Source organism: Pseudoclavibacter sp. CFCC 11306 (assembly GCF_008831235.1).
GTDB lineage: Bacteria > Actinomycetota > Actinomycetes > Actinomycetales > Microbacteriaceae > Pseudoclavibacter_A.
In genome coordinates this window covers 1,009,443-1,032,420 of sequence record NZ_WBKF01000001.1, presented here as the reverse complement: position 1 = coordinate 1,032,420, position 22,978 = coordinate 1,009,443, and the positions used below count along the sequence as shown (strand labels likewise).

The 22,978-nt window shown below is 65.0% G+C and carries 19 protein-coding genes; 9 read left to right on the top strand and 10 right to left on the bottom strand.

The features are described 5' to 3' along the window. Positions 1 to 218 precede the first annotated feature (218 nt). The 3 genes from F8O09_RS04505 (at position 219) to F8O09_RS04495 (ending at position 3,547) form a co-directional block, all read left to right on the top strand. Positions 219 to 623, top strand: a complete 405-nt coding sequence (locus F8O09_RS04505; protein ID WP_158054076.1) for a hypothetical protein — start codon at positions 219 to 221, stop codon at positions 621 to 623. A 195-nt stretch (positions 624 to 818) separates the two neighbouring features. After that, complete coding sequence (locus tag F8O09_RS04500; RefSeq protein ID WP_158054075.1) at positions 819 to 1,784, top strand: alpha/beta hydrolase; 966 nt, start codon at positions 819 to 821, stop codon at positions 1,782 to 1,784. A gap of 767 nt (positions 1,785 to 2,551) precedes the next feature. Next, positions 2,552 to 3,547: an LLM class flavin-dependent oxidoreductase gene (locus F8O09_RS04495; protein WP_158054074.1), complete on the top strand. Its 996-nt coding sequence runs from the start codon at positions 2,552 to 2,554 to the stop codon at positions 3,545 to 3,547. Between the two features lie 18 nt (positions 3,548 to 3,565). On the opposite strand, the gene F8O09_RS04490 is transcribed toward F8O09_RS04495, so the two are convergent. Continuing rightward, positions 3,566 to 4,897 carry a CitMHS family transporter gene (locus tag F8O09_RS04490; RefSeq protein ID WP_158054073.1) on the bottom strand — a complete coding sequence of 444 codons (1,332 nt, stop codon included), beginning with the start codon at positions 4,895 to 4,897 and terminating at the stop codon, positions 3,566 to 3,568. A gap of 239 nt (positions 4,898 to 5,136) precedes the next feature. On the opposite strand from F8O09_RS04490, the gene F8O09_RS04485 reads away from it, so the two are divergent. Both F8O09_RS04485 and F8O09_RS04480 read left to right on the top strand, forming a co-directional pair. After that, positions 5,137 to 6,954: a sensor histidine kinase gene (locus F8O09_RS04485; protein ID WP_158054072.1), complete on the top strand. Its 1,818-nt coding sequence runs from the start codon at positions 5,137 to 5,139 to the stop codon at positions 6,952 to 6,954. After that, a complete protein-coding gene (locus F8O09_RS04480) occupies positions 6,954 to 7,610 on the top strand; it encodes a response regulator (protein ID WP_318655746.1) in 657 nt (218 codons plus the stop codon). Before F8O09_RS04485 ends, F8O09_RS04480 begins: the two co-directional genes overlap by 1 nt. A gap of 23 nt (positions 7,611 to 7,633) precedes the next feature. Here F8O09_RS04480 and F8O09_RS04475 read toward each other — a convergent pair whose 3' ends face one another. The 7 genes from F8O09_RS04475 to F8O09_RS04445 form a co-directional block, all read right to left on the bottom strand. After that, positions 7,634 to 8,149 (bottom strand): VanZ family protein, encoded by a 516-nt coding sequence (locus F8O09_RS04475; protein WP_225732871.1) that lies wholly within the window; start codon positions 8,147 to 8,149, stop codon positions 7,634 to 7,636. 81 nt (positions 8,150 to 8,230) lie between these two features. Next, positions 8,231 to 9,034, bottom strand: a complete 804-nt coding sequence (locus F8O09_RS04470) for an MBL fold metallo-hydrolase (protein ID WP_158054070.1) — start codon at positions 9,032 to 9,034, stop codon at positions 8,231 to 8,233. Beyond that, a complete protein-coding gene (locus F8O09_RS04465) occupies positions 9,031 to 10,173 on the bottom strand; it encodes an ABC transporter ATP-binding protein (RefSeq protein ID WP_158054069.1) in 1,143 nt (380 codons plus the stop codon). The genes F8O09_RS04470 and F8O09_RS04465 overlap by 4 nt, the downstream gene beginning before the upstream one ends. Before the next feature lie 3 nt (positions 10,174 to 10,176). Then, positions 10,177 to 10,971 (bottom strand): ABC transporter permease, encoded by a 795-nt coding sequence (locus tag F8O09_RS04460; RefSeq protein WP_225732870.1) that lies wholly within the window; start codon positions 10,969 to 10,971, stop codon positions 10,177 to 10,179. Beyond that, entirely contained in the window at positions 10,968 to 11,837 is an 870-nt protein-coding gene (locus F8O09_RS04455; RefSeq protein ID WP_192497554.1) for an ABC transporter permease subunit, read from the bottom strand. The genes F8O09_RS04460 and F8O09_RS04455 overlap by 4 nt, the downstream gene beginning before the upstream one ends. Position 11,838: 1 nt before the next feature. Further along, positions 11,839 to 12,885, bottom strand: coding sequence for an extracellular solute-binding protein (locus F8O09_RS04450; protein ID WP_225732869.1), 1,047 nt, complete (start codon positions 12,883 to 12,885; stop codon positions 11,839 to 11,841). Between the two features lie 160 nt (positions 12,886 to 13,045). Further along, positions 13,046 to 14,101, bottom strand: a complete 1,056-nt coding sequence (locus tag F8O09_RS04445; RefSeq protein WP_158054067.1) for a LacI family DNA-binding transcriptional regulator — start codon at positions 14,099 to 14,101, stop codon at positions 13,046 to 13,048. Between the two features lie 291 nt (positions 14,102 to 14,392). Here F8O09_RS04445 and F8O09_RS04440 point away from each other — a divergent pair, with 291 nt between their 5' ends. Then, positions 14,393 to 15,853 (top strand): S1C family serine protease, encoded by a 1,461-nt coding sequence (locus F8O09_RS04440; protein WP_158054066.1) that lies wholly within the window; start codon positions 14,393 to 14,395, stop codon positions 15,851 to 15,853. A gap of 45 nt (positions 15,854 to 15,898) precedes the next feature. Here F8O09_RS04440 and F8O09_RS04435 read toward each other — a convergent pair whose 3' ends face one another. Together F8O09_RS04435 and F8O09_RS04430 are read right to left on the bottom strand one after the other, a co-directional pair. Then, complete coding sequence (locus tag F8O09_RS04435) at positions 15,899 to 16,561, bottom strand: TetR/AcrR family transcriptional regulator (protein WP_158054065.1); 663 nt, start codon at positions 16,559 to 16,561, stop codon at positions 15,899 to 15,901. Next, positions 16,554 to 18,230, bottom strand: coding sequence for an MDR family MFS transporter (locus F8O09_RS04430; protein ID WP_225732868.1), 1,677 nt, complete (start codon positions 18,228 to 18,230; stop codon positions 16,554 to 16,556). Before F8O09_RS04430 ends, F8O09_RS04435 begins: the two co-directional genes overlap by 8 nt. Before the next feature lie 223 nt (positions 18,231 to 18,453). Here F8O09_RS04430 and F8O09_RS04425 point away from each other — a divergent pair, with 223 nt between their 5' ends. From F8O09_RS04425 to F8O09_RS04415, 3 genes are all read left to right on the top strand, one after another. Next, complete coding sequence (locus tag F8O09_RS04425; protein WP_158054064.1) at positions 18,454 to 20,472, top strand: DUF4012 domain-containing protein; 2,019 nt, start codon at positions 18,454 to 18,456, stop codon at positions 20,470 to 20,472. A 113-nt stretch (positions 20,473 to 20,585) separates the two neighbouring features. Continuing rightward, on the top strand, positions 20,586 to 22,277 hold the full coding sequence (locus F8O09_RS04420) for a polysaccharide biosynthesis tyrosine autokinase (RefSeq protein WP_158054063.1): 1,692 nt from the start codon (positions 20,586 to 20,588) through the stop codon (positions 22,275 to 22,277). 117 nt (positions 22,278 to 22,394) lie between these two features. Then, positions 22,395 to 22,964: a hypothetical protein gene (locus F8O09_RS04415; RefSeq protein WP_192497553.1), complete on the top strand. Its 570-nt coding sequence runs from the start codon at positions 22,395 to 22,397 to the stop codon at positions 22,962 to 22,964. Positions 22,965 to 22,978 lie beyond the last annotated feature (14 nt).

The following is a 22,978-nucleotide window of genomic DNA, read 5'->3' as shown; positions in this document are numbered from 1 at the left end:
CCGATCATCGAGACGACTCTGCTGCCCGTCAGTATGAGCCTGCCGGCCCAGACCTGTGACATCATCGGTCTCGCGCTGACACGTGGCGTCTACATGGCTGAGGCGTTCCGAGGCGCATGATCAGACCAGCACCGTGCACTATCTGATCGGCATGTACTACTTACCCGCACCGGCCAGTGCTGGTCACGTGCGTGGCGGCATATACGACCATCGTGGCGGTGGCTTTCGCACTGTGCGTCGGGACCGAGATCAATGACGTGGCGCGTGGCGCCCTGGTGCCGTCTCATCAAGCGGATGCCGGGCGCACGTTGGGCATGAAGCCCCGGCAGCAGCTGCGTTATGTACGTGTTCCCCAGTGGATCGGGCTGATCGGGCTGATCGGGCTGATGATGCTGATGATGCTGATGATGCTGATGGTGCTTATGAAGCTCATGGAACTCATGGGGGCTGGGCACGTTGCTTGGCCTCGCTGTCTCGCGGCCTCACTGCCTTTGCGCGGCGGGTGCGCCGGTTTCGCCGATGGCAGACGCAAGTGCGTAGTTCATGCTGATGATGGGCATGAGCGTGCAGTTCTTGCTCAGAGCTGTGTCGAGAGTGCAAAACCTGTGGGAATCGTTGGCTGAAGGCCGCACCTTCTGCACTTTCACCAAGAGAAGGTCGGTTGTCGTATTTGATTGGTGTGGCTGTCCCACCGAGAGCAGACTCACTCGTACGTTCGTATTGCGAAAGCGCTGCGAATACAAAACGCCAGAGCACAGTGAACATGCTGTGCCATAGTGATGCACCCGCGCCGGGTGCCATTAACCGAGGAGCTGCTCATGGCCCAACTGACTGTAGATCCTGAATCCGCCGCGTCTCTTGCGGCTCAGCAGACTGAGGGCGAACCGCCCGCAGCCACTGAACTGCCCGCCGTCGGCGATATCGAAGGTCGCCGTGAAGCGTTCAAGGCGCTGTTGGGCACCGGAGAAGAGCCTTTCGACGACACCCAGGTGACCATCACGGATCACGAGATTCCGGTCGGGGACGGCCAGAGCATCCGCGGTCGACTCTTCACACCCCGGGAGCGACAGTCGAACGCGTTCGGGGTCTACACACATGGCGGAGGCATGATCCTGGGCACGATCGAGCAGTACACGCCGATCATCGCAGGCTACGCGGCTCAAGCTGGCGTGCCGCTGTTCGCCCCCGACTATCGGCTGGCGCCAGAGCACCCGCACCCGACGCCGAGCGAGGATTCCTACGCAGGCCTGGTCTGGGCGTGGGAGCACCTTGACGAACTCGGCGGTGGCGATCCGGATCGGTTCTTCGTGATCGGGGACAGCGCCGGTGGCAATCTCGCCGCCGGGCTCGCACTGATGGCGCGTGATCGGCGCGGCCCGAAGCTTGCCAAGCAGATTCTCATCTACCCGATGCTCGATGACCGCACCGTGGTCACCGACCCCGCGATTGCGCCGTTTCTGACGTGGACGTTCGAAGACAACATCACCGGGTGGCAGGCGCTGCTCGGAGACAGTGCAGGGGCGTTGGAGCCGGCGTCGCCCTACGCTGTGCCCGGTCGCGCCTCTGACCTCTCCGGGCTGCCCGATGCGTTCATTGATGTGGGTACGCTCGACATCTTTCGCGATGAAGACATCGACTATGCGAAGCGACTGCTGCACGCGGGTGTGCAGGTAGAGCTGTGCGTCTATCCCGGCGTGCCGCACGCCTGGGAGCTGCTTGCGCCGGAGACGGAGCTGGCGCAGGTCGCGCGTGCGAACAGGGCGCGGGCGATTCGCCGAGTGTGAGGGCATCGGGCCATGGCAGATGCCGACCTGGTCCCTTCTGACCATGTGAGTGTGGGCTCAACTCCATCGAGTCATGGCAGATGCCGCCCTCTGACATCGAGACATGGAACTTGGCATGTCTGGATGGTGTGGGGCGTCATTTGCCATGTCTGGATGGTCTGGGCGGCATTTGCTATGTCTGGATGCGGCAGAGCGGTCTGGCCAGTGTCGAGTGTGTAAAAGGTGTGGGCTTGCTCGGTTGATGGTCGCGCCTTCTGTACTTTCGGTGGGGTTTGGGGCAGTGTGCGGCGTCGAGTGTGCAGAACCTGTCGAATGCGGCGTGAGTGCGCAGAAGGTGTGGGCTTGCTCGGTTGGTGGTCGCGCCTTCTGTACTTTCGGTGGGGTTTGGGGCGGTGTGCGGCGTCGAGTGTGCAGAATTTGTCGAATGCGGCGTGAGTGCGCAGAAGGTGCGGGCTTGCTCGGATGAAGGTCACACGTTCTGTGCTTTCAGCGGGGCGGGGGATGCCCGTGCAGGGAAGAGCGTGGGTGAGGGGAAGCTGCCCGCGCACGCCGGCGCAGGAAAGAACCTAGGGCAGGGTGAGAAGAGAAGCCCCGCACAGGGAAGATCCGGGGATGCCGGCACAGGGAAGAACCCCGGGCCCAGATGCGTTGCGACTCAAGGCGAGTTCTCTGCAGCAGACCGCAAGCTGCCGCAGTTCACAGTCGTCTGCGGCAGGAGCCGCTGCGGGCAGCTGCGCCAACAACGGTCCACGGCAAAAAGGAGCCTCATGCGCAACGACATTCCCCTGAACGTGCTCGACCTCGTGCCGGTCAGCGCTGGCGGCGACATGAATGCAGCGTTCGACGCGTCACTCGACGCGGCGAAGCTGGCCGACGAGCTCGGCTACGAACGGTACTGGTATGCCGAGCACCACAACACCGAGCAGCTGGGAGCGAGCGCAACCGACCTGCTAATCGAGCGGGCGGCGGCGAACACCCACCGCATCCGCGTGGGCTCGGGCGGCGTCATGCTGCCGAACCACCCGCCCCTGATGGTCGCCGAGGCGTTCGGCACGCTCGCACGGCTGCACCCCGGGCGCATCGACCTCGGCATCGGGCGGGCCCCGGGCACCGACCCGACCACCTCGTCGCTGCTCGCGCGTTCGGGGTCGGCTCCGCAGGCGGTCATGCGCAACATCGCCGACCTGATCGGCTGGTTCGGTCCCGAGGGCCGAGCGCTGAGCGCGCCAGTGGTCTCGGGCGTCTCGGCCGGAACGAACGTGCCGATCTGGGTGCTCGGATCGAGCCCGGTCGGCGCGTCGATCGCCGGCGCGATGGGCCTGCCGTTCGCGGTCGCGTCGCACTTCGCACCCGACGGCATGCAGCAGGTGATCGAGACCTACCGTACTGAGTTCAACGCGGACGCTCCCACGGCCCAGGTCGACCGCCCGCGCGTGATGGTGGGCGTGAACGTGATGGTCGCACCGACCGACGCCGAGGCTCGGCGCCTGTGGACGACCGTGCAGCAGATGATGGCCAGCGTGCGCACCGGTGCGCGCCTGCCGCTCCAGCCCGCGGTCGACCCCGAATCGCTGCCGCCCGAGGTGCAGCGGTTCAGCGACGCGATGCTGCGGGTGCGTGCGGTCGGTTCGGCGGATGTCGTGGTGGCGGAACTGCGCGCGCTCGCGGCCGCGACCGGGGCCGATGAGCTCATCACGGTGACGTACGCGCACGATCCGGCGGATCGGCTGCGCAGCATGCGCCTGCTTGCGGAGGCATGGTAGGCGTCAGCCCCAGGCCGATCAGCCGAAGGGGATGACTCCGACCAGCACGCCGACGACGAGCATCACGATCGACACGGCCGCCGCCCGCCACAGCACCTTCTTGTGATGATCGCCCAAGTCGACCTTGGCCAGGGTGACCAGCAGCAGGATGGCGGGCACCAGCGGCGACTGCAGATGGAACGGCTGCCCGATGATCGAAGCCCGGGCCATCTCGACGGGCTCGATGCCGAACTGCTGGGCGCTCTGCGCCAGCACCGGCAGCATGCCGTAGTAGAACGCGTCGTTACTGATGAAGAAGGTCATCGGAATGCTGAGCACGCCGGTGATGACCGCCAAGTACGGGCCGAGTGAGCTCGGGATGATCGAGACCAGCCAGTTCGACATCGCGTCGACCATGCCCGTGCCGTCGAGCACGCCGATCAGCACGGCTGCGGCCATGACCATCGAGACCACCGAGAGCACGCTGGACGCGTGGGCGACGAGCTGCTCGAACTGTGCGCTCGGCTTGGGAAAGTTCACGATGAGGGCCAGTGCGGTGCCCAGCATGAAGACGTAGTAGAGCGGCAGCACGTCGACGACGAGCAGCACCAGCACGGCCAGGGTCAGCACGGCGTTGAACCAGAAGAGCTTCGGGCGACGCTTCTCACGGTCGGGGTCGAGCATGCCGCTGACCAGGCTGTCCTGTGAGACGGTCGTGAGCACTTCGGTGTTCACCGAGCCTGAGAAGCCATTTGCCGTTGCCAGACGCCGCCGTTCGAGTACGCCGAGGTGCCAGGCGAACGCGAGCATCACCAGCAGCCCGACGCCGAGCGAGGGGAGCATCGGCACGAACACGTCTGTCGCGCTGACCTGCAGCGCCGCAGCGGCTCGCACTGTGGGCCCTCCCCACGGAATGATGTTCATCGTGCCGTTCGCCAGACCGGCGACACAGGTCAGCACCACAGGGCTCAGGCCCATCTTGAGATAGATCGGCAGCAGTGCAGAGGTGACGACGATGAATGTGGTCGACCCGTCGCCGTCGAGTGATACGACGGCCGCCAGCACGGCGGTGCCGACCACGATCTTCACCGGGTCAGTGCCGCACACCTTGGTGATACCGCGCACAAGCGGGTCGAAGAGGCCGACGTCGAGCATGGTGCCGAAGAACACGATGGCGAAAGTGAGCAGCGCCATGGTCGGTGCCAGACTTTTGACCGCCGGCGTGATCGCATCGCCGAGACCCCAGCCGATGCCGGTGAACAGAGCGAAGATCGTGGGCACCGCGATCAGTGCCACGGCGGGCGAGAGACGTTTTGTCATGATCAGCACCATGAAGGTGAGGATCATCCCGAAACCGAGAATGACGAGCATAATGACTCCTTTGTCAGCGCTGTCGAGAAAGCGGCACCCCGCCCTGCGGGGAAACAGAAGCGGCGTGCCGACGTCAGACTAGACAGGGCCGAGGGCTTCGGGCGCGGTTGTACGCATTGGACTGCGAAAGTCGCGAAAAACCTATTGTGTGCATTCTGTGCACGGCACTGTGTGGTCACCGAGATGTCATGATCGAGGTGTCGCTAGGCTGAATGCCTATCGACCGAGAAAAGGAGCTCATGACCCGCACGCCCCGCCGCCATTGGTCGTTCACCGGCCAGATCATCGTGCTGCAGCTGGTCATGATGCTCGGCGTCGCCCTTGTGCTCTCCGGCGCGTTCAGCTGGATCACCTGGCAGCAGCGTCTCGACCAGGCGCAGGCCGAGTCGACTGCGATCGCGCGGAGCGTCGCGAGCGACCCTCAGGTGCAGCGCGCCGTCGAACTCAGCCGCGACGACATCCATCATTCAGACGCCGAGGCGGCCGAAGCCGTCTCTGCGCGCACCGACGTGGCTCGCACCGCAGAGGCCGTGCGCGAGCGAACAGGAGCCCTCTTCGTCGTGGTGGCAGGCCGCGACGGCATTCGTCTCTCACACCCGAACCCGGACGAGATCGGGCGGCCGGTGAGCACCGACATGGGGCCCGTGCTGCAGGGAGAAGAAGTCCAGATCGAAGAGCGCGGAACGCTCGGCCAATCCGCACGTGCGAAGGTTCCTCTGCGCTCGCCGTCTGACGGCTCGGTGATCGGCGAGGTGAGCGTCGGGCTTTCTCGAGATCTGATCTGGTCGGGGCTCCCCGCCGCGCTCTGGCCGGTGGCGCTCGCCGCACTCGGCACGGTGCTGCTCGGTGTCGTCGCATCGATCTTGGTCTGGCGGCGACTGCGGCGGCTCACCCTGGGGGTCAGGCCCGAAGACTTCGTGAGCTTCGCGCAGAACCAGGAGGCAACGCTGGAGAGCGTTGACGAAGGAGTGATCGGAGTGGGTGATGACGGTGCCGTCACCACTGCGAACGACGTCGCGATTCGACTGATCGGCGACGGAACGCTGGTAGGACGCCGGTGGGCCGACCTCTCGCTGCCCGAGGATCTGCATCGCGCCGTGCGTCGAACGCTGGCCGATCGACGTGGATGCGCACTCGAAACCGTCGTCGCGAGTCGTGTCGTGCTCGCAGACGTGCGACCTGTGGGCCGCGGCGGTCACGATGTGGGCTGCGTGGTCATTCTGCGAGACAAGACCGACGTGCTGCAGATGACCGAACGACTGCAGGCAGTGGATGCGATGAGTCAGGCCCTGCGCGTGCAGCGTCACGAGTTCGCGAACCGTCTGCATGCGGTGCACGGTCTGCTCGAGGTCGGGCAGACCGACGAGGCGCGGCGGTATCTCGGCAGGCTGCTCGAACATGGGCCGCTGCGGTACCCGGTGCGGCATCTCGACCGTGTCAGCGATCCGTACCTGCAGGCGTTCCTCGGCGCCAAAGGCACGCAGGCCGCAGAGCACGGCGTGCTGCTGACCGTCGGCTCAGAGACGGCGGTGAACGGTCGGGTGCACGACGCCGAGACGATCGCCACTGTGCTCGGCAACCTGGTCGACAACGCGTTGCGGGCGGCGATCAATGCCGAGAGGAATGACGACGTCGCCGCACAGCCCTGGGTCGAGGTCGAGATCATGAACGACGGAGACGAATGCGTGTTGGTCGTCGCCGACTCCGGTGACGGCGTGCCTGCCGGCACCGATCCGTTCGTCACGACCACAGAACAGCTGTACACGCTCGATGCCGTACAGTCTGTCGAAACCCGAGCCGGTGAATTCAGTGAGGCGGCAGGCGGGCTGTCGGGCGGCATCCGCACACAGCGCGGAGGTCTGCTGGCCGGTGCACACGGCCGAGGCATCGGGCTGCCGCTCAGTCGTGAGATCGCCAGGCGAATGGGAGGCGACGTGTGGGTGGCCTCCGCGCGAACAGAGAACGGGGGCGCGGTGTTCTGCGCACGTCTGCCCAACACGGTCGAGGTCGAGACTCAGCAGTGTGCCACCGTGAACGATGCAGAGAACGAGGAATGATGACCGATCATCGGGTGCTCATCGTCGACGACGACTTTCGCGTGGCCGACCTGCATGCGCGATACGTCGACGCTGTGGAGGGATTCAGCGCTCTGGAACCGGTTCACTCGGGGCGTGCGGCGATCGAGGCGGTGCGTCATGAACAGCCCGATCTGCTGCTTCTCGACCTGTATCTTCCGGATGTCAGTGGGATCTCGCTGCTGCGCGAGATCGACGTCGACGCCTTTGTACTGAGCGCGGCGAACGACGCCGTGACCGTGCGGCAGGTGCTGCGCAGCGGTGCACTGGGCATGCTGATCAAACCGTTCGCGCGCACACTGCTCACAGCGCGGCTGGAGGCCTATCTGCGCTATCGCCGTGTGCTGCGCGAGGGCACTCAGATCGATCAGGAGGCGGTCGAGCGCGCCCAGCGCATTCTGCACAGCGGCGATGCCGCAGCTCCGCGGTCGCGTTCCGAGACGGAGCGCGCGGTCGTGACCGCGCTCGAAGAGGCACAGGATGTGGTGTCGGCTCAGCAGGTAGCGGATTCGATCGGAGTGTCGAGGTCGACGGCGCAGCGGTATCTGACCACGCTGGCGGGGGAGGGCATCGTACAGGTGCAGTTGCAGTACGGGCAGGCCGGACGCCCGGAGCATCGGTACCGACTCGTGCGGTGACACGCGGTGCGGCGGTGCGACGGTCAGCTGCGGCGCGTGACGAGTGCTGCGATGCCGACGCCGATGAGTGCGCCGAGACTGTTCATCACGACGTCGTCGAGTGTGGCGTAGCGGGCGGGGAGCAGCAGCAGCTGTCCCAGCTCGATCAGACACGAGCCCACCACGCAGATGGCCAGGGCCAGCCACCACCGGTGCCGCGCCATGAGCATCGCGAGCAGTAGGCCTGCGGGCACGAAGAGCAGCACGTTGGCCGATCGCTCGACGAATGAGTAGTCGAAGAATGCGGGGATGCCGTGCTGATTCAGCCACTTCAGAACGTGCGCGAGCTGCGGGCTGACGTCACTGTCGACCGGCGTGGGCCACAGCGCGATGAACGCGAGCCCGATGACGTAGCAGGCGAGCAGCATGGCGGCGATCCAACGGCGCCGGCGAACACGCTGCCGTGCTCGTTCGACCCCGTGCTGGTCTGGGCGTACGCGTGGCGTTCCCGAGTCGGCCCTCGGCCGCTGAGCTGGGGCCGGGCCAAGGTTCGGGTTCATCCGAACATCTTACGGCGACACGTTGTGAGGGCACAGAGCGAGTCGGCGCTGGGCGGGCCACCGTGCGCCCCGCGCCGGCGCTCACACCTCGATGCACAGACCGGGCTCGGCGACTGTGATCGGGCCGTCGAAATGCTCGGCCGCGCGTCGCCGTGCCTCGTCATGCATGTCATCGGTGCTGAAGTGATTCAGCACGAGATGACGCACACCGGTCTCAGCGGCAAGCCTGCCGGCCTGTGTGGCGGTCAGGTGCCCGTGGCCGCTGAGCACCGTGGGATCGCCGTCGAGATAGGTGCATTCGCAGACAAGCACGTCGCTGCCGGCAATGCCGCTTCTGAGACTTGGGCAGTCACTGGTGTCGCCGGTGAACGACACGACGCGGCCGTCGAGTTCGAAGCGCTGGCAGGCGGTCGGGACGGCGTGGTGGGCGGCCGCCGTCGCGAGCTTGAGCCCGCCCAGCCGGGGCGGCAGGGCCGGAGTCACTGCGTCAGGTGCGCTCCCGGTCGGCGTCTCGGCGAGCCGAAAGCTGCCCTCGATCGGGCTGTGCATCGTGGGCAGGGTCGGAATGCCGAAGAGCGCGTCGAAGTCCCGCACTCGATGCGTCTCGCCGGCCGGAAGATACAGGGGAATGCGAGGGAGCACCTCGGGAAACGTCCACCGGTAGGCGAGGGCCATCAGATCCAGGCAGTGATCCGCATGCAGATGGGTCAGCGTGATCGCAGCGATCTCAGAGAGCTCATGTCGGCGGCAGAACTCACCCATGACACCGGGGCCGGCGTCGACCAAGATGCAGGCGTCGCCTGCCAGAACCAGCGACCCCGAAGCGGGGCCGCACTTCGTCGGCGCGGTGGCGTTGGCGCCGAGAATCTCAATGCGCAGCGTCATCGTGCGGCCTCCTCGGCGAAGAGCATGGCCCCACCGGGTCGCAGTGACAGGCCGACGTGAGCCCCGACCTGAACCTGACGGCCGTCTTCGGGCGACATCGTGACAGGAAGCCGAGTGCCTGAGACGTCGACTGTCAGCAGGTGTCGCTCGCCGGTGTACTCAGAAGCGAGCACGAGACCGATGACGGATGCTGAGGGATGGTCGTGCAGCGCCGCCCGTTGCGAGGATGCGCTCGGCGAGACGAGCGACGGGCTCGCCTCGAGACTGTCGCGGCGTACCAGCATGCGTGCAGAGCCGGGTGCGGGAACCTCGTCGAACGCCACATTGGGAATGCTCCAGGTGCCGTCGAAGGCGTGCACCGCCGAATCGGTGACGGTCACGTCGAGCAGAGACGCATTGCAGAGAAAATCGGCGACGAATGCGTCTGCCGGGTGTGCCCAGATCTCTTGAGGCGAACCGACCTGCACCACGTGACCGTCGCGCATGACGGCCACGAGGTCGGCCATGGTCATGGCTTCCTGCTGATCGTGGGTGACGATAACCTGCACACTGTTGGTCACCGACTGAAGTATGCTGCGCAGCTGGCGTCGCATGCTCACCCGCAGCTGCGGGTCGAGCGCCGAGAGAGGCTCGTCGAGCAGCAGCGCATCGGGGCTTATTACCAGCGCACGTGCCAGAGCCACACGCTGTCGCTGCCCGCCAGAGAGTTCGTTGGTGCGACGACGGGCAAGGTCTTCGAGCTGTACGAACGAGAGCGCCTCCTGAACACGACGAGAGCGTTCGTCACGCGGCACGTGGCGCACGCGCAGCCCGTACTCGACGTTGCGCTGCACATTGAGGTGCGGGAAGAGCGCGTAGTTCTGCGGCACGAGGCCGATGTTTCGCCGCTCTGAAGCGAGCGAGGTGATGTTTCGCCCGGCGAGCGTGATCGTTCCAGAGTCAGGTGTGAGCAGTCCGCAGATCGTCTTGAGCAGCGTGCTCTTGCCGCAGCCTGATGGTCCCACGATCGCGAGGGTGCGACCGGCGGGCACGTCGAGGGTTATGTCAGAGAGCACAGTCTGACTGCCGTACGAGACGTGCAGGCTTTCGATGCGCAGACCGCGGTCGCGGCCCTCTGCGGTGCGCTTGGGATCAGACAAGAGTCAGGCCTTTCGTGTGATTGTGGCAGAAGAGCTCTGACGCCGGGTCAGCAGCACGACAACGAGCAGCACCGGCAGTAGGCAGAGCAGAAAAAGAATGGTCTCGGCTGAGGCCACCTCGAGGCGCTGCGTCGCATAGGCGTCGAACAGTGCGAACGGAGCGAAGGTCGAGGCCGGCGGGTTGACGAAGAAGCTGATGTTGAACTCGCCGAATGACAGGGCGAAAGCGGTGATGGCCGCCTGCCCCAGAGCGATTCGTATGGCTGGGAGGGTCACGGTGCGTGCGCGGGTGAGCGTTCGCGCCCCGAGTGTGCGAGCGACGATCTCGGCCTCTTGCACTGCAGGATCTCGCAGCGCTGGAATCAGCGTCGCGAGGGTGAACGGGAGTGTGAAGACCAAGTGCCCGCATGCCAACAGCAGACCACTGGCACGCAGCTTGGGGTACAACGTGACGAGAGCGATGCCCAAAGCGATGCCTGGCACAGCAAGCGGAAGGTTCACCACCTGGCCGACGAGCTTCGACAGCCTGGAGCCGCTGCGCGCGATCCAACCGCTCAGGCCGTAGCCGAACACGAGGTTGGCGACCGCGATGACCGCCGCCAGAGCGAGGCTGCGGGTGAGCATGGGGCCGAGCTGTGACACGGCTTGGGCAAGCCATTCGAAGGTGATGCCTGCGCCCCATGGACCTTGGGCGAAGTTCACGCTGGTGGCCGCGACGAAGCAGGCGCCGATGGGAATGAGGGTGAAGGCGAGTGCCACCCAGACGGCCAGACGGTCACTCCAGGAAGTACGATTCAACGGGAATGCTCCAATCGTGAGGTGAGCAGTCGAGAGACGATGAGAATGCCAGTCGCAGTCAGGGCGAGAACGATGGCGAGAGCCGAGGCCTGTGCAATCGCGTAGTGATTCGTCAGCGCGTCAGACACCGACAGCGGCAGCAGACGCATGCTGCCCTCCGAAAGCGTGGCGATGGTGCCGTATCCCCCCAGCGCGACGGCGGCGACGGTTCCGAATACGCTGACCATGGCCGGCAGCAGAGTGGGAAGCGTGACGGTGAACCACGACTGGGCAGCCGAGGCGCCAAGCACCCGTGACGTGTCGATCGCGTCGCTGTCGAGACCTTCTACTGCCGCCCTCAGCGGTGACACGGCACGTGGCAGTGAGAATGAGATGTAGGCGATCAGAATGCCGAGCGGCATGTAGGCCACGCCGTTCAGCGCCGGAATCATGGCACCGAGGATGCCGGTGCGGCCGATCAAGATGATCGCGAAGAAGCCCATGATCGTTCCGGGCAGTGACATGGGCAGCGTCAGAATCGCTTCGCTCAGTGACGTCGGGCGCCCCGTGCGTGCCCGTCGGCTCAGGGCGATGCAGATCGGAACGGCGGCGATGGTCGTGATGGCGGCTGCGCCGCCGGCGATCAGCAGCGAGTTGCAGAGCTCTGAGAGCAGCGGGCCATTCGTGAACGCCTGCGCGAGGTACGACAGCGTCGGCCCGGCGCTCTCGCCGGTGCCGAGTCTTCCGAGCCCCAGCGACGACATCAGCAGAAAGGCAAGGGGAACGATGCCGAAGAAGACCAGCAGAATCGTCCCGGGCAGGGCCGCCAGAAGCCAGCCGGCTGTCGACTGACTTCGGGCGGCCCGTGGGGAGTGCTGAATGCCCATGTCAGCGGTTGGCGACCTGAGCCGTGTAGTGGTCGATGAACGACTTCTGCTCACTGCCCATCTTGATGAAGTCGACGGTCTTGGCGCGCTCGTAGTCAGCGTCGGGCAGCACCTTCGACTTGACGTCATCGGGCATGGAGCCGAGGGCCGGGCGCATGTAGCCCTTGGCGAAGAGCGACTGCCCCTGCTCAGAGAAGTAGAAGTCGAGCAGCCGCTTGCCGTTGTTCGGGTGCGGGGCGTCTTTGACCAGGCCGACGACATACGGCATCTGCAGACTGCCCTCCTGTGGAATCACCACGTCGACGTTGCTGCCCTTGTCTTTGAGGTTGTAGCCGTTGAAGTCGGTGTCGATGAGAATGGGGATCTCTCCCTGAGAGACCTTGGCCGTTGCGGTCTGAGCGGGAGTGACCGCGCCGTTGTCTTTGAGCTTGCCGAGGTAGTCGAGGCCGGGCTGCCAATTGTCGAGGTCACCGCCCATGGCGAGGTTCGCCGCGGTAGCGACCGAATAGCCGACCGCTGCCTGCGACGGATCCAAATAGCCGACTTTGCCGTGGTATTCGCTCTTGAGTAGATCGGCCCATGAGGTCGGCGTCGGCAGGTCGTCCAATGCATCTTTGTTCACGATGAACGCGACGGTGCCGGTGTGCACGGTGTGCCACAGGCCCTCGGAAGATTTGAGGTCTGCCGCCTCGTCATCGGTGCCCTTCGGCGTGTAGGGCTGCAGCAGGCCGGCATCGGTCAGTTGCTGTGCGAACGCGATGCCCACATAGGCGACGTCTGCCACCGGTGCGTCGCGTTCCGACTGCATGGCAGCGAGTGCCTGGCCCGAGTTCTTGGGGTCGTTGGGCGCCTGGATGCCGGTTTCCTGTGTGAACGACGAGAGCACCTCGCCGTAGTTGCCCCATTCCTTCGGGCTGTTGTACGTGATGACGCTGTCGCCATCCTGCTCGCCGTCTGCTGATGAACTCGATGATCCCGAGCAGCCGGCCAGGCCAACCAGCAGCGCGGCCGTCATACCGACGACGGCGATTCCTTGATACTTACGCAATTCTGACTCCTCTGGATGCTGTATTCCGCTCTCGCAGCGACTGTTGTCGGCGTCGCGAGCTTCGACTGCTTAAAGGTTTCAGCGTTTGGTGAACACGGGTCTGAATCAGCCTTTCGAGAAGTGGAAAGCGAGGTGAACAGGCCGTGAACTCGGTGCGGTCTCAGCGCACCGAGCCACGCGAGACGAGCCGCACCGGCAGCACGATGTGCTCTTGAGAGCCGGGCGACAGTGCCAGACGAACCGCGTCTCGCCCCAGCTGGTCTCTGTCGAATGCGATCGTGGTCAGCCCCGGCGCCAGAAGATCAGAAGAAGGCAGATTGTCGTGGCCGACGACGCTCAGGTCGTGCCCGAGTTCCAGCCCCGCCCCGCGAGCGGCATGATAGACGCCTGCTGCCAGGTGGTCGCTGTTTAGGAGGAACGCCGGCGCCTCGCAGCGGTCACGATTGGCAAGGTCTGTTGCGACGGCCCTCTGTACCGCTTCTACCGTCAGTTTCGTGCGCAGAGTGCGCGGCGTAACGTCGAGGCGGGCACACTGCTCGACGAAGGCGATCTCCCGCGTCAGATCGGCTGCGAGATGCCGTGGCGCAGCCACGAAGGTGATCCTTCGGTGCCCCCGCGCAGCGAGGTGCTCGACCGCGAGTCGAACGGCTTCCTGATGATCCGGGTTGATCGTCGACACGGATGTCGTCCGCGGCATCGACATGTTCAGCGCGACAAGCGGAATGTGAGCATGCTGACGCTGCCAGGCGGCGAGCTCGTCACCTGTGCCGACGGGCGCGATCACGATCGCACGCACGCCGTCGTCGACCAGCGAGTCGAGCAGACGCTGCTGATCGTCGAGGTCGTATCGTGAGTTGCGAATCGTCAGGGCGAGGCCCTGCACGCGGGCCTCGTCTTCCATCGCGCTCAGCACGTCGGCGAAGAGCGGGTTGCGGAGGTTGCGAATGATCACGCCGATTGTTGAATAGCGGCCGGTTCGCAGGGCACGAGCCAGTCGATTCGCCCGGTAGCCGAGCTGGTCGGCGATCTGCAGAATTCGAGCCTCAGTCGTTGCAGAGACGCGCCCGGTGCCGTTGAGCGCATAGCTGACCAACGCCACAGAGACCCCGGCGGCTGCGGCGACGTCTCGAAGCGTAGCCGGGCTTGCTCGTCTGTCTGCCGGGGGAGGGGGAACGGGCCGATCGGCGTCAGGTGCTTCGTCAGTCGGCTGAGACATGGGCACCTTCGAAAGCCAGTGAAAAGAGATGATCAAGAGTGCGAGACGGCGCTGCACGTGACCGCTCGATTCAGTCTAGGCGCTCGTCGAGGTGCCCTGAAGCGGTGAGCCCGCAGACAAGCGTGCAGACGAGCCTGAGGCGGGTCAGGTGTCGCGGACTTGGGGCGGATGACAGCGGGGTACTTTCTTTGACAGGTCTTTCTCAGTAACTGAAAAGACCGCGCACCGGCAAGCGCCAAGCAGCACTCAGCTTCGCGGTCTGTACTGACAGTACGAACGAGGAGGCACTTCATGTACGACGATGACGACACCCAAGCGGTGCCCCGCCAGCAGCAGGTGCACGGCGGGCAGAACGACCAGAGCACACACAGCCAGAACCCGAAGACCGATGACCGGGACGTGCCGAACTGGGCGTTTACGACAGACACTGCATATGCCGCGCAGCAGCAGCAGCAGCCCGCCAGCCCGGCCGCGTCGCCGCGCAGCGGCTCCGCCGTCTGGCGCAAAGCCCTCGCACTCGGCGGTGCAATGGCCATCGGCGCGGGGCTGACGCTCGGCATCACTGCCCTCTCCGGCGGTCTCCACTCCGGCCAGACCGGCTCTGGAAGCAGCCAGGCTCTGCCTGCGTTCGGCAACGGCTTCGGCGTCAACGGCTCAGGCGGCAGCGGCTCGGGCGTCAACGGCTCAGGCCAGTCCTACGGGCTCGGCGGCGATACGATCGACGACTCGGGGCGGTCAGGCACCTCAAACGCGGGCGCGACCGCTGCATCCGCCGATCAGCAGCGTGGCGCCGTGATCATCGAGACGGTGCTCGACTACGGCAGCGGCGAAGCGGCCGGCAGTGGATTCGTGCTCACGAGCGACGGTCTCATCGCGACGAACCACCACGTCGTCGAGGGCGCGACGCAGATCAAGGTGACGGTCGCGTCGACGGGCGCGAGCTACAGCGCGAAGGTGCTCGGCAGCGACTCGACGAAGGATGTCGCACTGCTGCAGCTGCAGGATGCATCCGGCCTCGAGGTCGCGCCTGTCGACGACGACGGGGTGAACGCCGGTGACACGCTCACAGCGATCGGCAATGCGCAGGGCCGTGGATCATTGGTGGCGGCCGCGGGGCGAGTCACCGCGACGAACAAATCAATCACGACGCAGGGCGCAGCGGCGCGCTCGGGGAGTGGCTCGGGCGCCGAAACGGGTGCCGGCACGACCGGCGAGAGCCTGAGCGGGCTCATCGAGTTCGGTGCCGACGTTGTGTCGGGCGACTCGGGCGGGCCGGTGCTCGACGCCGAGGGCGAGGTCGCCGCGATGACGGTGGCTGCGAGCACCGGCGGAACGGTGGTCGGGTATGCGATTCCGATTCAGACTGTGACGAGTGTGGTGCAGCAGATCGAGAACAAGGATGCGTCAGGCAGCGTGCGCATCGGCGGCGCCCCGTTCTTGGGCGTCTCGATGCAGAGCTCGAACAGCTCGACAGGTTCGTCGTCGAATCGCGGCTCTCGCAGCGGCTCGTCTGCTCAGACCAGTGGTGCGTCTGTCGCCGGAGTCGTCGACGACACTCCGGCCGCAGAAGCCAGCATCAGCGCCGGCTCCACGATCACCGCCATCGACGGGCAGACGGTGAGCAGCGCCGACGGCCTGAGCGCGATCATCGCGAAGTATGCGGTCGGCGATCAGGTCTCTGTCGCCTGGGTCGATGCACAGGGCACCACGCACACTCAGACCGTGACGCTGGCAGAAGGCCCCGTTCAGTAGTCTGGGCCGACCGACATGGGACGTGCGCAGAGCACGGCCCCAGGGTCACTGCAGCATCTCGACCGCGAGTCTTCGAGCACTGCGCAGTCGTTCGAGCACTGTGGCCTCACTGACCGGCAGATCCTGCGTCAGCGGCTCGGGGCCGGCCACGAGCGCGATCTTGATCACTGCGGTCACGACAGCGAACAGCAGGTGGGCTCGCTGCTGCACCGTGGCATCCGTCGTCGCGGCGCCCAGCTCGTACGCGACCCGCTCGGCGATCGCGTCGTTCAGGCGGCTCTGCAGCCGTTCGATGCGGCTCGCCATCTCAGTCAGCAGATGGGGGTGCTGATGCAGGATCCGATGGCGCTGGGCCTGCAGCGACGACCGCCGCAGCGGGCTGTTCTCGGCTGACGCGATCAGCCTCAGCAGCGCATCGATGATGTCGTCGTCCGTATGAGCGATGAACTCCTGCAGCGCGTCTGCATCGATGCTCGCCGGAATGTAGCCGAGAATCGCAGCATCCTTGGTGCCGAAGTAGTTGTAGAACGTGCGCGGCGAGATCTCGGCGTGATCGCAGATCATCTCGACCGAGACCTCGTCGTACCCCAAGCGGTCGACGAGGTCGACCGTCACCTGCTCGACGTGCTCACGTGTCTGGCGAAGCTTGCGCTGACGCAGTCCTTCATGAGCGCATGAGGCTGATGCCTCCTCGGGCTGATCAGCCATCGTCACGAACCTGCGTGTGATCGTGCGTCGGTGCAGCGGATGCTGCGTGCGCCCCGTGCTGACGAGGCTCGCCTGGCCGGCGCGTGGCCTCGACGTCGGCAGGTGCGACGCCAGACCCGTCGACGGCCGTCTTGCCCGACTGGTCGACCGAGGTGGCGAGCGGATGCTCCTGCACGAAGAGCAGCAGCACGAAGGCGATCAGCAGCAGCGGCATCAGCCACATGAAGATCGGGGTGAGCGCGTCGTTGTACGAGTTCACGATGACATCGCGAATCGGTGCGGGCAGATCTCTGACCACAGCCGGAGTGAGCGAGTCGATGCCGGTTGTCGCGCCACCTGCTGCGCCGGTCTGCGGCATGCGCTCAGTCAGCAGACGAGTCAGGCTCGAAGTGAACACACTGCCCACGATGGCCGACCCGAGCGTGGCGCCGATCTCGCGAAAGAAGTTGTTCGCACCGGTCGCGGTGCCGACCTGCGTGATGGGGAACTCGTTCTGCACGACCAGCACCAGAATCTGCATGCCCAAACCGATGCCGGCGCCCAGCAGAAAGATGTACGAGCACAGCACCCACAGCGAAGTGTCGGCGTGCAGCGTCGACAGCAGCACCAGCGAGGCTGCGACGAGCAGCATGCTGGCCAACGGCATCCACTTGTAGTGCGAGGTGCGGCTGGCGAGCTGGCCGGAGGCGATGGCTGTGAGCATCAGCCCGATCACCATGGGCACCATGAGCAGGCCTGACTCGGTCGCGCCGGTGTCGTGCACGATCTGCAGATAGGTCGGCATGTAGCCGAGCGTGCCGAACATCGCGATGCCGACGGCGAGGCCGGCTGCGGTGGTCAGGTTGAAGTTGCGGTTGCGGAACAGCGCGAGCGGCAGCAGCGGGTCGGCTGCTTTGGCCTCAGCCCACAGAAACAGTCCGGCGAAGACGACTGTGGCGACGATCAGTCCGATGATCTGGGGAGAGTCCCACTCATAGGTGTTGCCTCCCCATGAGGTGAACAGCACCAGGCACGATACCCAGACTGCGAGCAGAACGGTGCCGAGCACGTCGAGACGCACTTTGCTGGTCGTGCGTTTCGGCAGGTGCAGCAGTGCGGCGAGGGCGACGATGGCGATGACGGCAAGCGGAATGTTCATCCAGAAGGCCCAGCGCCAGCCGATGGAATCGGTGAACCAGCCGCCGAGCAGCGGGCCGGCGACCGATGAGAGGCCGAACACGGCACCCATCGGGCCCATGTACTTGCCGCGATCCTTCGGCGGCACGATATCGGCGATGATCGCCTGCGAGAGAATCATCAGGCCGCCGCCGCCGAGACCCTGAATGCCTCGGGCGATGATCAGCCAGGTCATGTCCTGTGCCAGGCCGCCGACGATCGAGCCGATCAGAAAAGCGGCCACCGCGCCGATCGTGATCGCTTTGCGGCCGTAGAGGTCGCCGAGTTTGCCGTAGACCGGCATCATCACAGTCGCACAGAGGATGTAGGCGGTTGCGACCCAGAGCATGTGCTCGACGCCGTTGAGCTCGCCGACGATCGTCGGCAGTGCGGTCGAGAAGATCATCTGGTCGAGCGAGCTCAGCAGCATCACGACGATCAGCGCGACGAAGATCAGATTGATCTGTCGTTTCGGGAGCACGCCAGAGGTGTGCTCTTGGGTGAGTTCGGGCATAGCGGAGCCTTCTTCGTTGGGGGTGAGTGTTGTGCCGACGGCCGGCGTGATCACGGCAGCGTCGCGCGCATCAATGCAGTAACTGTAAACTTGCAGACTCTGCAAAGTCAACACAGATGGTACTCGGCGTGTCGGTGGCATGCCGGTCCAGGCTCTGCGCATGTGCACATCTGCAGTGCAGAACGCTGCGGTCCACACCCCATGAACAGATAAGGTGAAAGCTATGTCTGCAGACGAACAGGGGACCGACACCGGCCGTGAGCTGACTCGACGCGAACGGCGAGAGCAGCAGGAACAGCAGCTGCCTCCAGAACACCAGGGGCAGTCTCGAGACCGACAGGATGTGTCGCTGGAGTCGAGTGATGATCTCGCTGGCCGAGGGGCGCCCGGCGGTGCCGGAGCGCGTGGCGGCTCTGGCGTCGGCGGCTCTGGAACCGTCGGCGGCAGCCGACGCCGACGGATGCGGTGGCCCTGGATCGTCGCGATCGTCGTCGTCGTTCTCGCCGTTCTTGCTGTGCTTGCACTTCTGATCGGCAGACAGGCCATCGACGCGCGCAACCATCTGCAGAGCGCCAAAGCCTCGTTGTCGAGTGTTGCCGGCAAATACCAGTCGGGCGATCGTGAGGGCGCACACACGGCCTACCTGGCTGCTCAGCGCGACGCTGCTGCGGCAGCCGCCGCGACCGACGGTGGGCTGTGGTCGACGGTTCAGACGCTGCCGTGGATCGGCGGCAACCTCAGCGCCGTGCGCGTCGTCGCCGACCAGACATCCGGTCTGCTCGGTGACGCCCAGCCACTGGCCGAGCACATTCTGTCGCTCGATCCAGATCAGCTTGTGCACGACGGAGCTCTCGACATCGACACCGTCAGCGTCATCGTCGACGAACTGCCGCAGCTCGATCAGCGTCTGACCGATGCGCGAGAGTCTCTTGACACGATCGACACCGATGGCCTGATGGAGCCGGTGGCCGATGGCGTCACACAGCTGAAGCAGCAGGTCGACGGCCTGCAGCCCGGGGTGCAGCAGGCTGCCGACCTCGGCCAGCACCTGCCCGGACTGCTTGGTGCAGATGGACCCAAGAACTACCTGCTGCTCTTTCAGAACAACGCTGAGGTGCGCAGCCTGGGCGGAAACCCTGCTTCGCTGATGCTGCTGCGAGTCGACCAAGGCCGACTCGCCATCGCCGATCAGAAGGCCAGCGGAGACTTCCACAACGCGAGACAGGAGCCGATCGCCGAGCTGCCCGAAGGTGCGTACAGCGTGTTCATCCCGAACGTCTCGCGGTTTGAGATGGACATGACGGGTTTCCCCGACCTTCCGAGTGTGGCGAAGATGGCTCAGGGATGGTGGCGCGATGCAGGCGGTCGTGACCAGATCGACGGGGTGCTGACGTTCGACCCGGTCGGACTGAGCTATCTGCTGCGCGCGACCGGCCCGGTCTCGCTGCCGACCGGCGAGCAGCTGACGAGTGACAACGTGGTGCAGAAGGTGCTCAGCGACGTCTACGCCAAGTACCCGAACCCGCGAATGCAAGACGCCTACTTCGCCGGGGCTGCTGCCAGCGTCTTCGACGCCCTGACTCGCCAGAAGGTCGATGCCAAGGCATTGGTCAGCGCACTGGGACAGTCTGTCAGCGAACGGCGGCTGCTCTTCTGGAGTGCAGACGAGGGCATCCAGAAGGCACTGAGTGACAACTCGGGTCTGCAGGGGATCATCCCCGCAGACGGCAGTGGCCCCGACGGTGCGACCACGATGGGCGTGTACCTCTGGGATGTCACCAATGGCGGGTCGAAGATCGACTACCACGTGACCAACGCGAACGTGGCCAAACGCACCGTCTGCTCGGCGGATAACTCCACGACCTACTCGGTGGACGTCACCCTGACCTCGACCATCTCGCCGGCAGAGGCGCAGAAACTGCCCGACTATGTGCTCTCGCCAGCAAACCGCGCAGCTGGGCGCTTCGGCACCGACGTCTATGTGTTCGGGCCGCAGAACAGCAGGTTCCAAGGCATGGATGTCATCGACGGCGGCATCGAGCAAGGGGTGCAGGCCCAAGGTGAGACGCTGGGGAGGCCAGCGGTGCGGGTCGGGACGCAGATGGCATTCGGCACAAGCACGACCGTGCGACTGACCTTCGTCGCCGAAGGAACACAGGACGTTGCGCCGCTTCGGCTTCTCGACACTCCGCAGGTGCACCCGACGCAGAATTCGACCGAGGTCGCAGCGCGCTGTGAGTAGAGCTCCCCTGTGCGACTAAGTGATTCGCCCATGCGAGTGAATCGAGTGACGATTACCGGTGAACGCCGAGCGAGCTCTAAACTGTTTTAGTCCGTCAGATTTTGGGGAGATTCGTGACACTGCAACAATACTGGGGTATCGTTCGCCGCCATTGGAAGATGATCGTCGGTCTCTTCGCGTTAGGGCTGGTGCTCGGCATCGCGCTCAGTCTGGTCATGCCCAAGAAGTACGAGGCGACCGCCAGCGGGTTCATCTCTGTGCCGACGTCTCAGGAGTCTGCGAATTTCAATGCGGATGCCTATGCCAAGTCGCGTGCGAAATCGTACGTCGAGCTCGGACAGAGCCAGACGGTCGCCGACAAAGTCTCATCGAGGATCGGGGGTGACGCTGACGGGCTGCTCAAGGCAGTCAAGATCACGGCGCCGACCAACACCGTCACCGTCCAAGTCACAGCCACTGCATCCTCACCGCAGCGCTCGGCCGATGTCGCCAACGCCTGGATCGCTGCGCTGCAAGAAGAGATCACCAAGGTCGAAGGAGCATGGAAGCAGACCGGCGAGACGGCCAACACCGACGCGGTCTCCACGCTGGTCAACTACGATGAGGCGACTGCGCCATCGGCTCCGAGCTCGCCGAAGCTCGCGCTCAACACCGCGCTCGGTGCTCTGATCGGACTGATCGTCGGCATCGCCCTCGCCATCGCTCTCGAAGTCTTCGATCGTCGCATTCGCAACGTCGAGATCTACAATCGCGAGTTCACGGCCCCGATTCTCGGCAAGCTTCCCGAGACCTCATGGTTCTCGAAGAACAAGAAGCGCCTGCTGCCTGACGAGACCAGCATCGGTCGCACGAAAGGCGACGCAACGACCGGCTTTCGTGAGGCGCTTCGCGAACTGCGCACGAACATTCAGTACGTCGACGTCGACAATCCGCTGCGCAGCTTGGTGGTCACTTCGTCTCTGCCTGAAGAAGGCAAGTCGACGCTGTCTGCCAACCTTGCGGTCGCTCTCGCCCAGGCCGGCGAGACCGTCGTGCTGATCGATGGCGACCTGCGCCGCCCGACTGTGGCAGGCACCTTCGGACTGCCTGGCAACGCCGGGCTGACCGACGTGCTCGCGGGAAAAGCCGAGATCGGAGACGTGCTGCATCGCTGGCGCAGCGACTCGGACCTCTATGTGCTCCCGGCTGGTCATGTGCCGCCGAACCCGAGCGAGCTGCTCGGCAGCTCGGCGATGACCGACTTGGTCAGCGAGCTCAGCGGCTATGCGATCGTCGTCATCGACGCCCCTCCGGTGCTGCCGGTCGCCGATGCCGTGGTGCTGAGCCGCAAAGTCGACGGCGTTATCGTCTCGGTCGCCGCCGGCAAGACGACGATCGACCAGCTGCGCACAACGCTGGAGCATCTCACCCAGGTGAAGTCGCGTGTGTTCGGCGTCGTCTTGAGTCGAGTGCCCACCAAAGGCCTTGATTCCGAAGGCTACGGATACTATTCGCACAAGTACTACACGCAGAAAGAGTCTGTGCACGTAGGCGATCGACGCGCTTCGCTGCCGAGCCGCCTTGCCGAGGGACATGGCAGTGGCGTTCGACAGCGCGCGACCGATCCCGTTCCGCCACGCTCTGCTGCGGCCAACAGGCACGAACATGCTGACGCCACGGCCACGCGAGCCTTCCCGATCGTCGAGCAGCCGGCTGCAGAACACACGGTCACGAGTCGACGGGGTGAGACTCAGCCGACGAATGCGACGGCTGACAACGACCTCAGCTTCGATGAGCTGCTCGGGCTCAACGACGACCGGCGCTGAGGCATGTCGGCCGAAGACGCAACGCCGGAGCGCCCGCGGCGCTCGTTTCTGGCAAGTGGAAATCCGTTCGTGAAGCGTGCCGATACGACTCGAGGACAGGCAACGGGTCTCTTTGGCATGTTGACCGTCTGCACAGGCAATATCTGTCGATCGCCGCTGGCCGAGCTGATGCTCGCCGACCGTCTGCGCGGTCTGCCTGTCGAACTCGGCAGCGCAGGCACCTATGGCATGGTGGGCGAGGGAGTGGAACCCACCGTCGCCGAGATCGCGAGCCGGCGATTTGGGCTCGACCCGACCTCCCATCGGGCGCGCAGACTCAGCGAACGGCAGCTGCGTGACGCCGACCTGATCCTCGTGCTCACGGAACGCCACCTCACGCGTGCTCTTGACTTGGTGCCAGCGGCGGTGGGCAGGACTTTCACGCTCACGGAGTACGCTCGTATCTCACGTGCTCTCGATGCCGCAGACGCAGACCCGCGGTCTCTGTCACAACACGTAGAACTCGCCGGTCGCCTGCGTGGTGCTGTGCGTTCACAGGCCGCTCAAGAGTCGAGGGGTTCCGCCTGGCTCGATGTGGCCGACCCGATGGGGAAGTCGCGGGAGGTGCACGAGGTCGTCGCTGACGAGATCGACGCCGCCACCAGGGCCATCGCGACTAGTCTGCGAGCTGCAACGCAGGCACCGTGAGTCGAGGGCGGCAG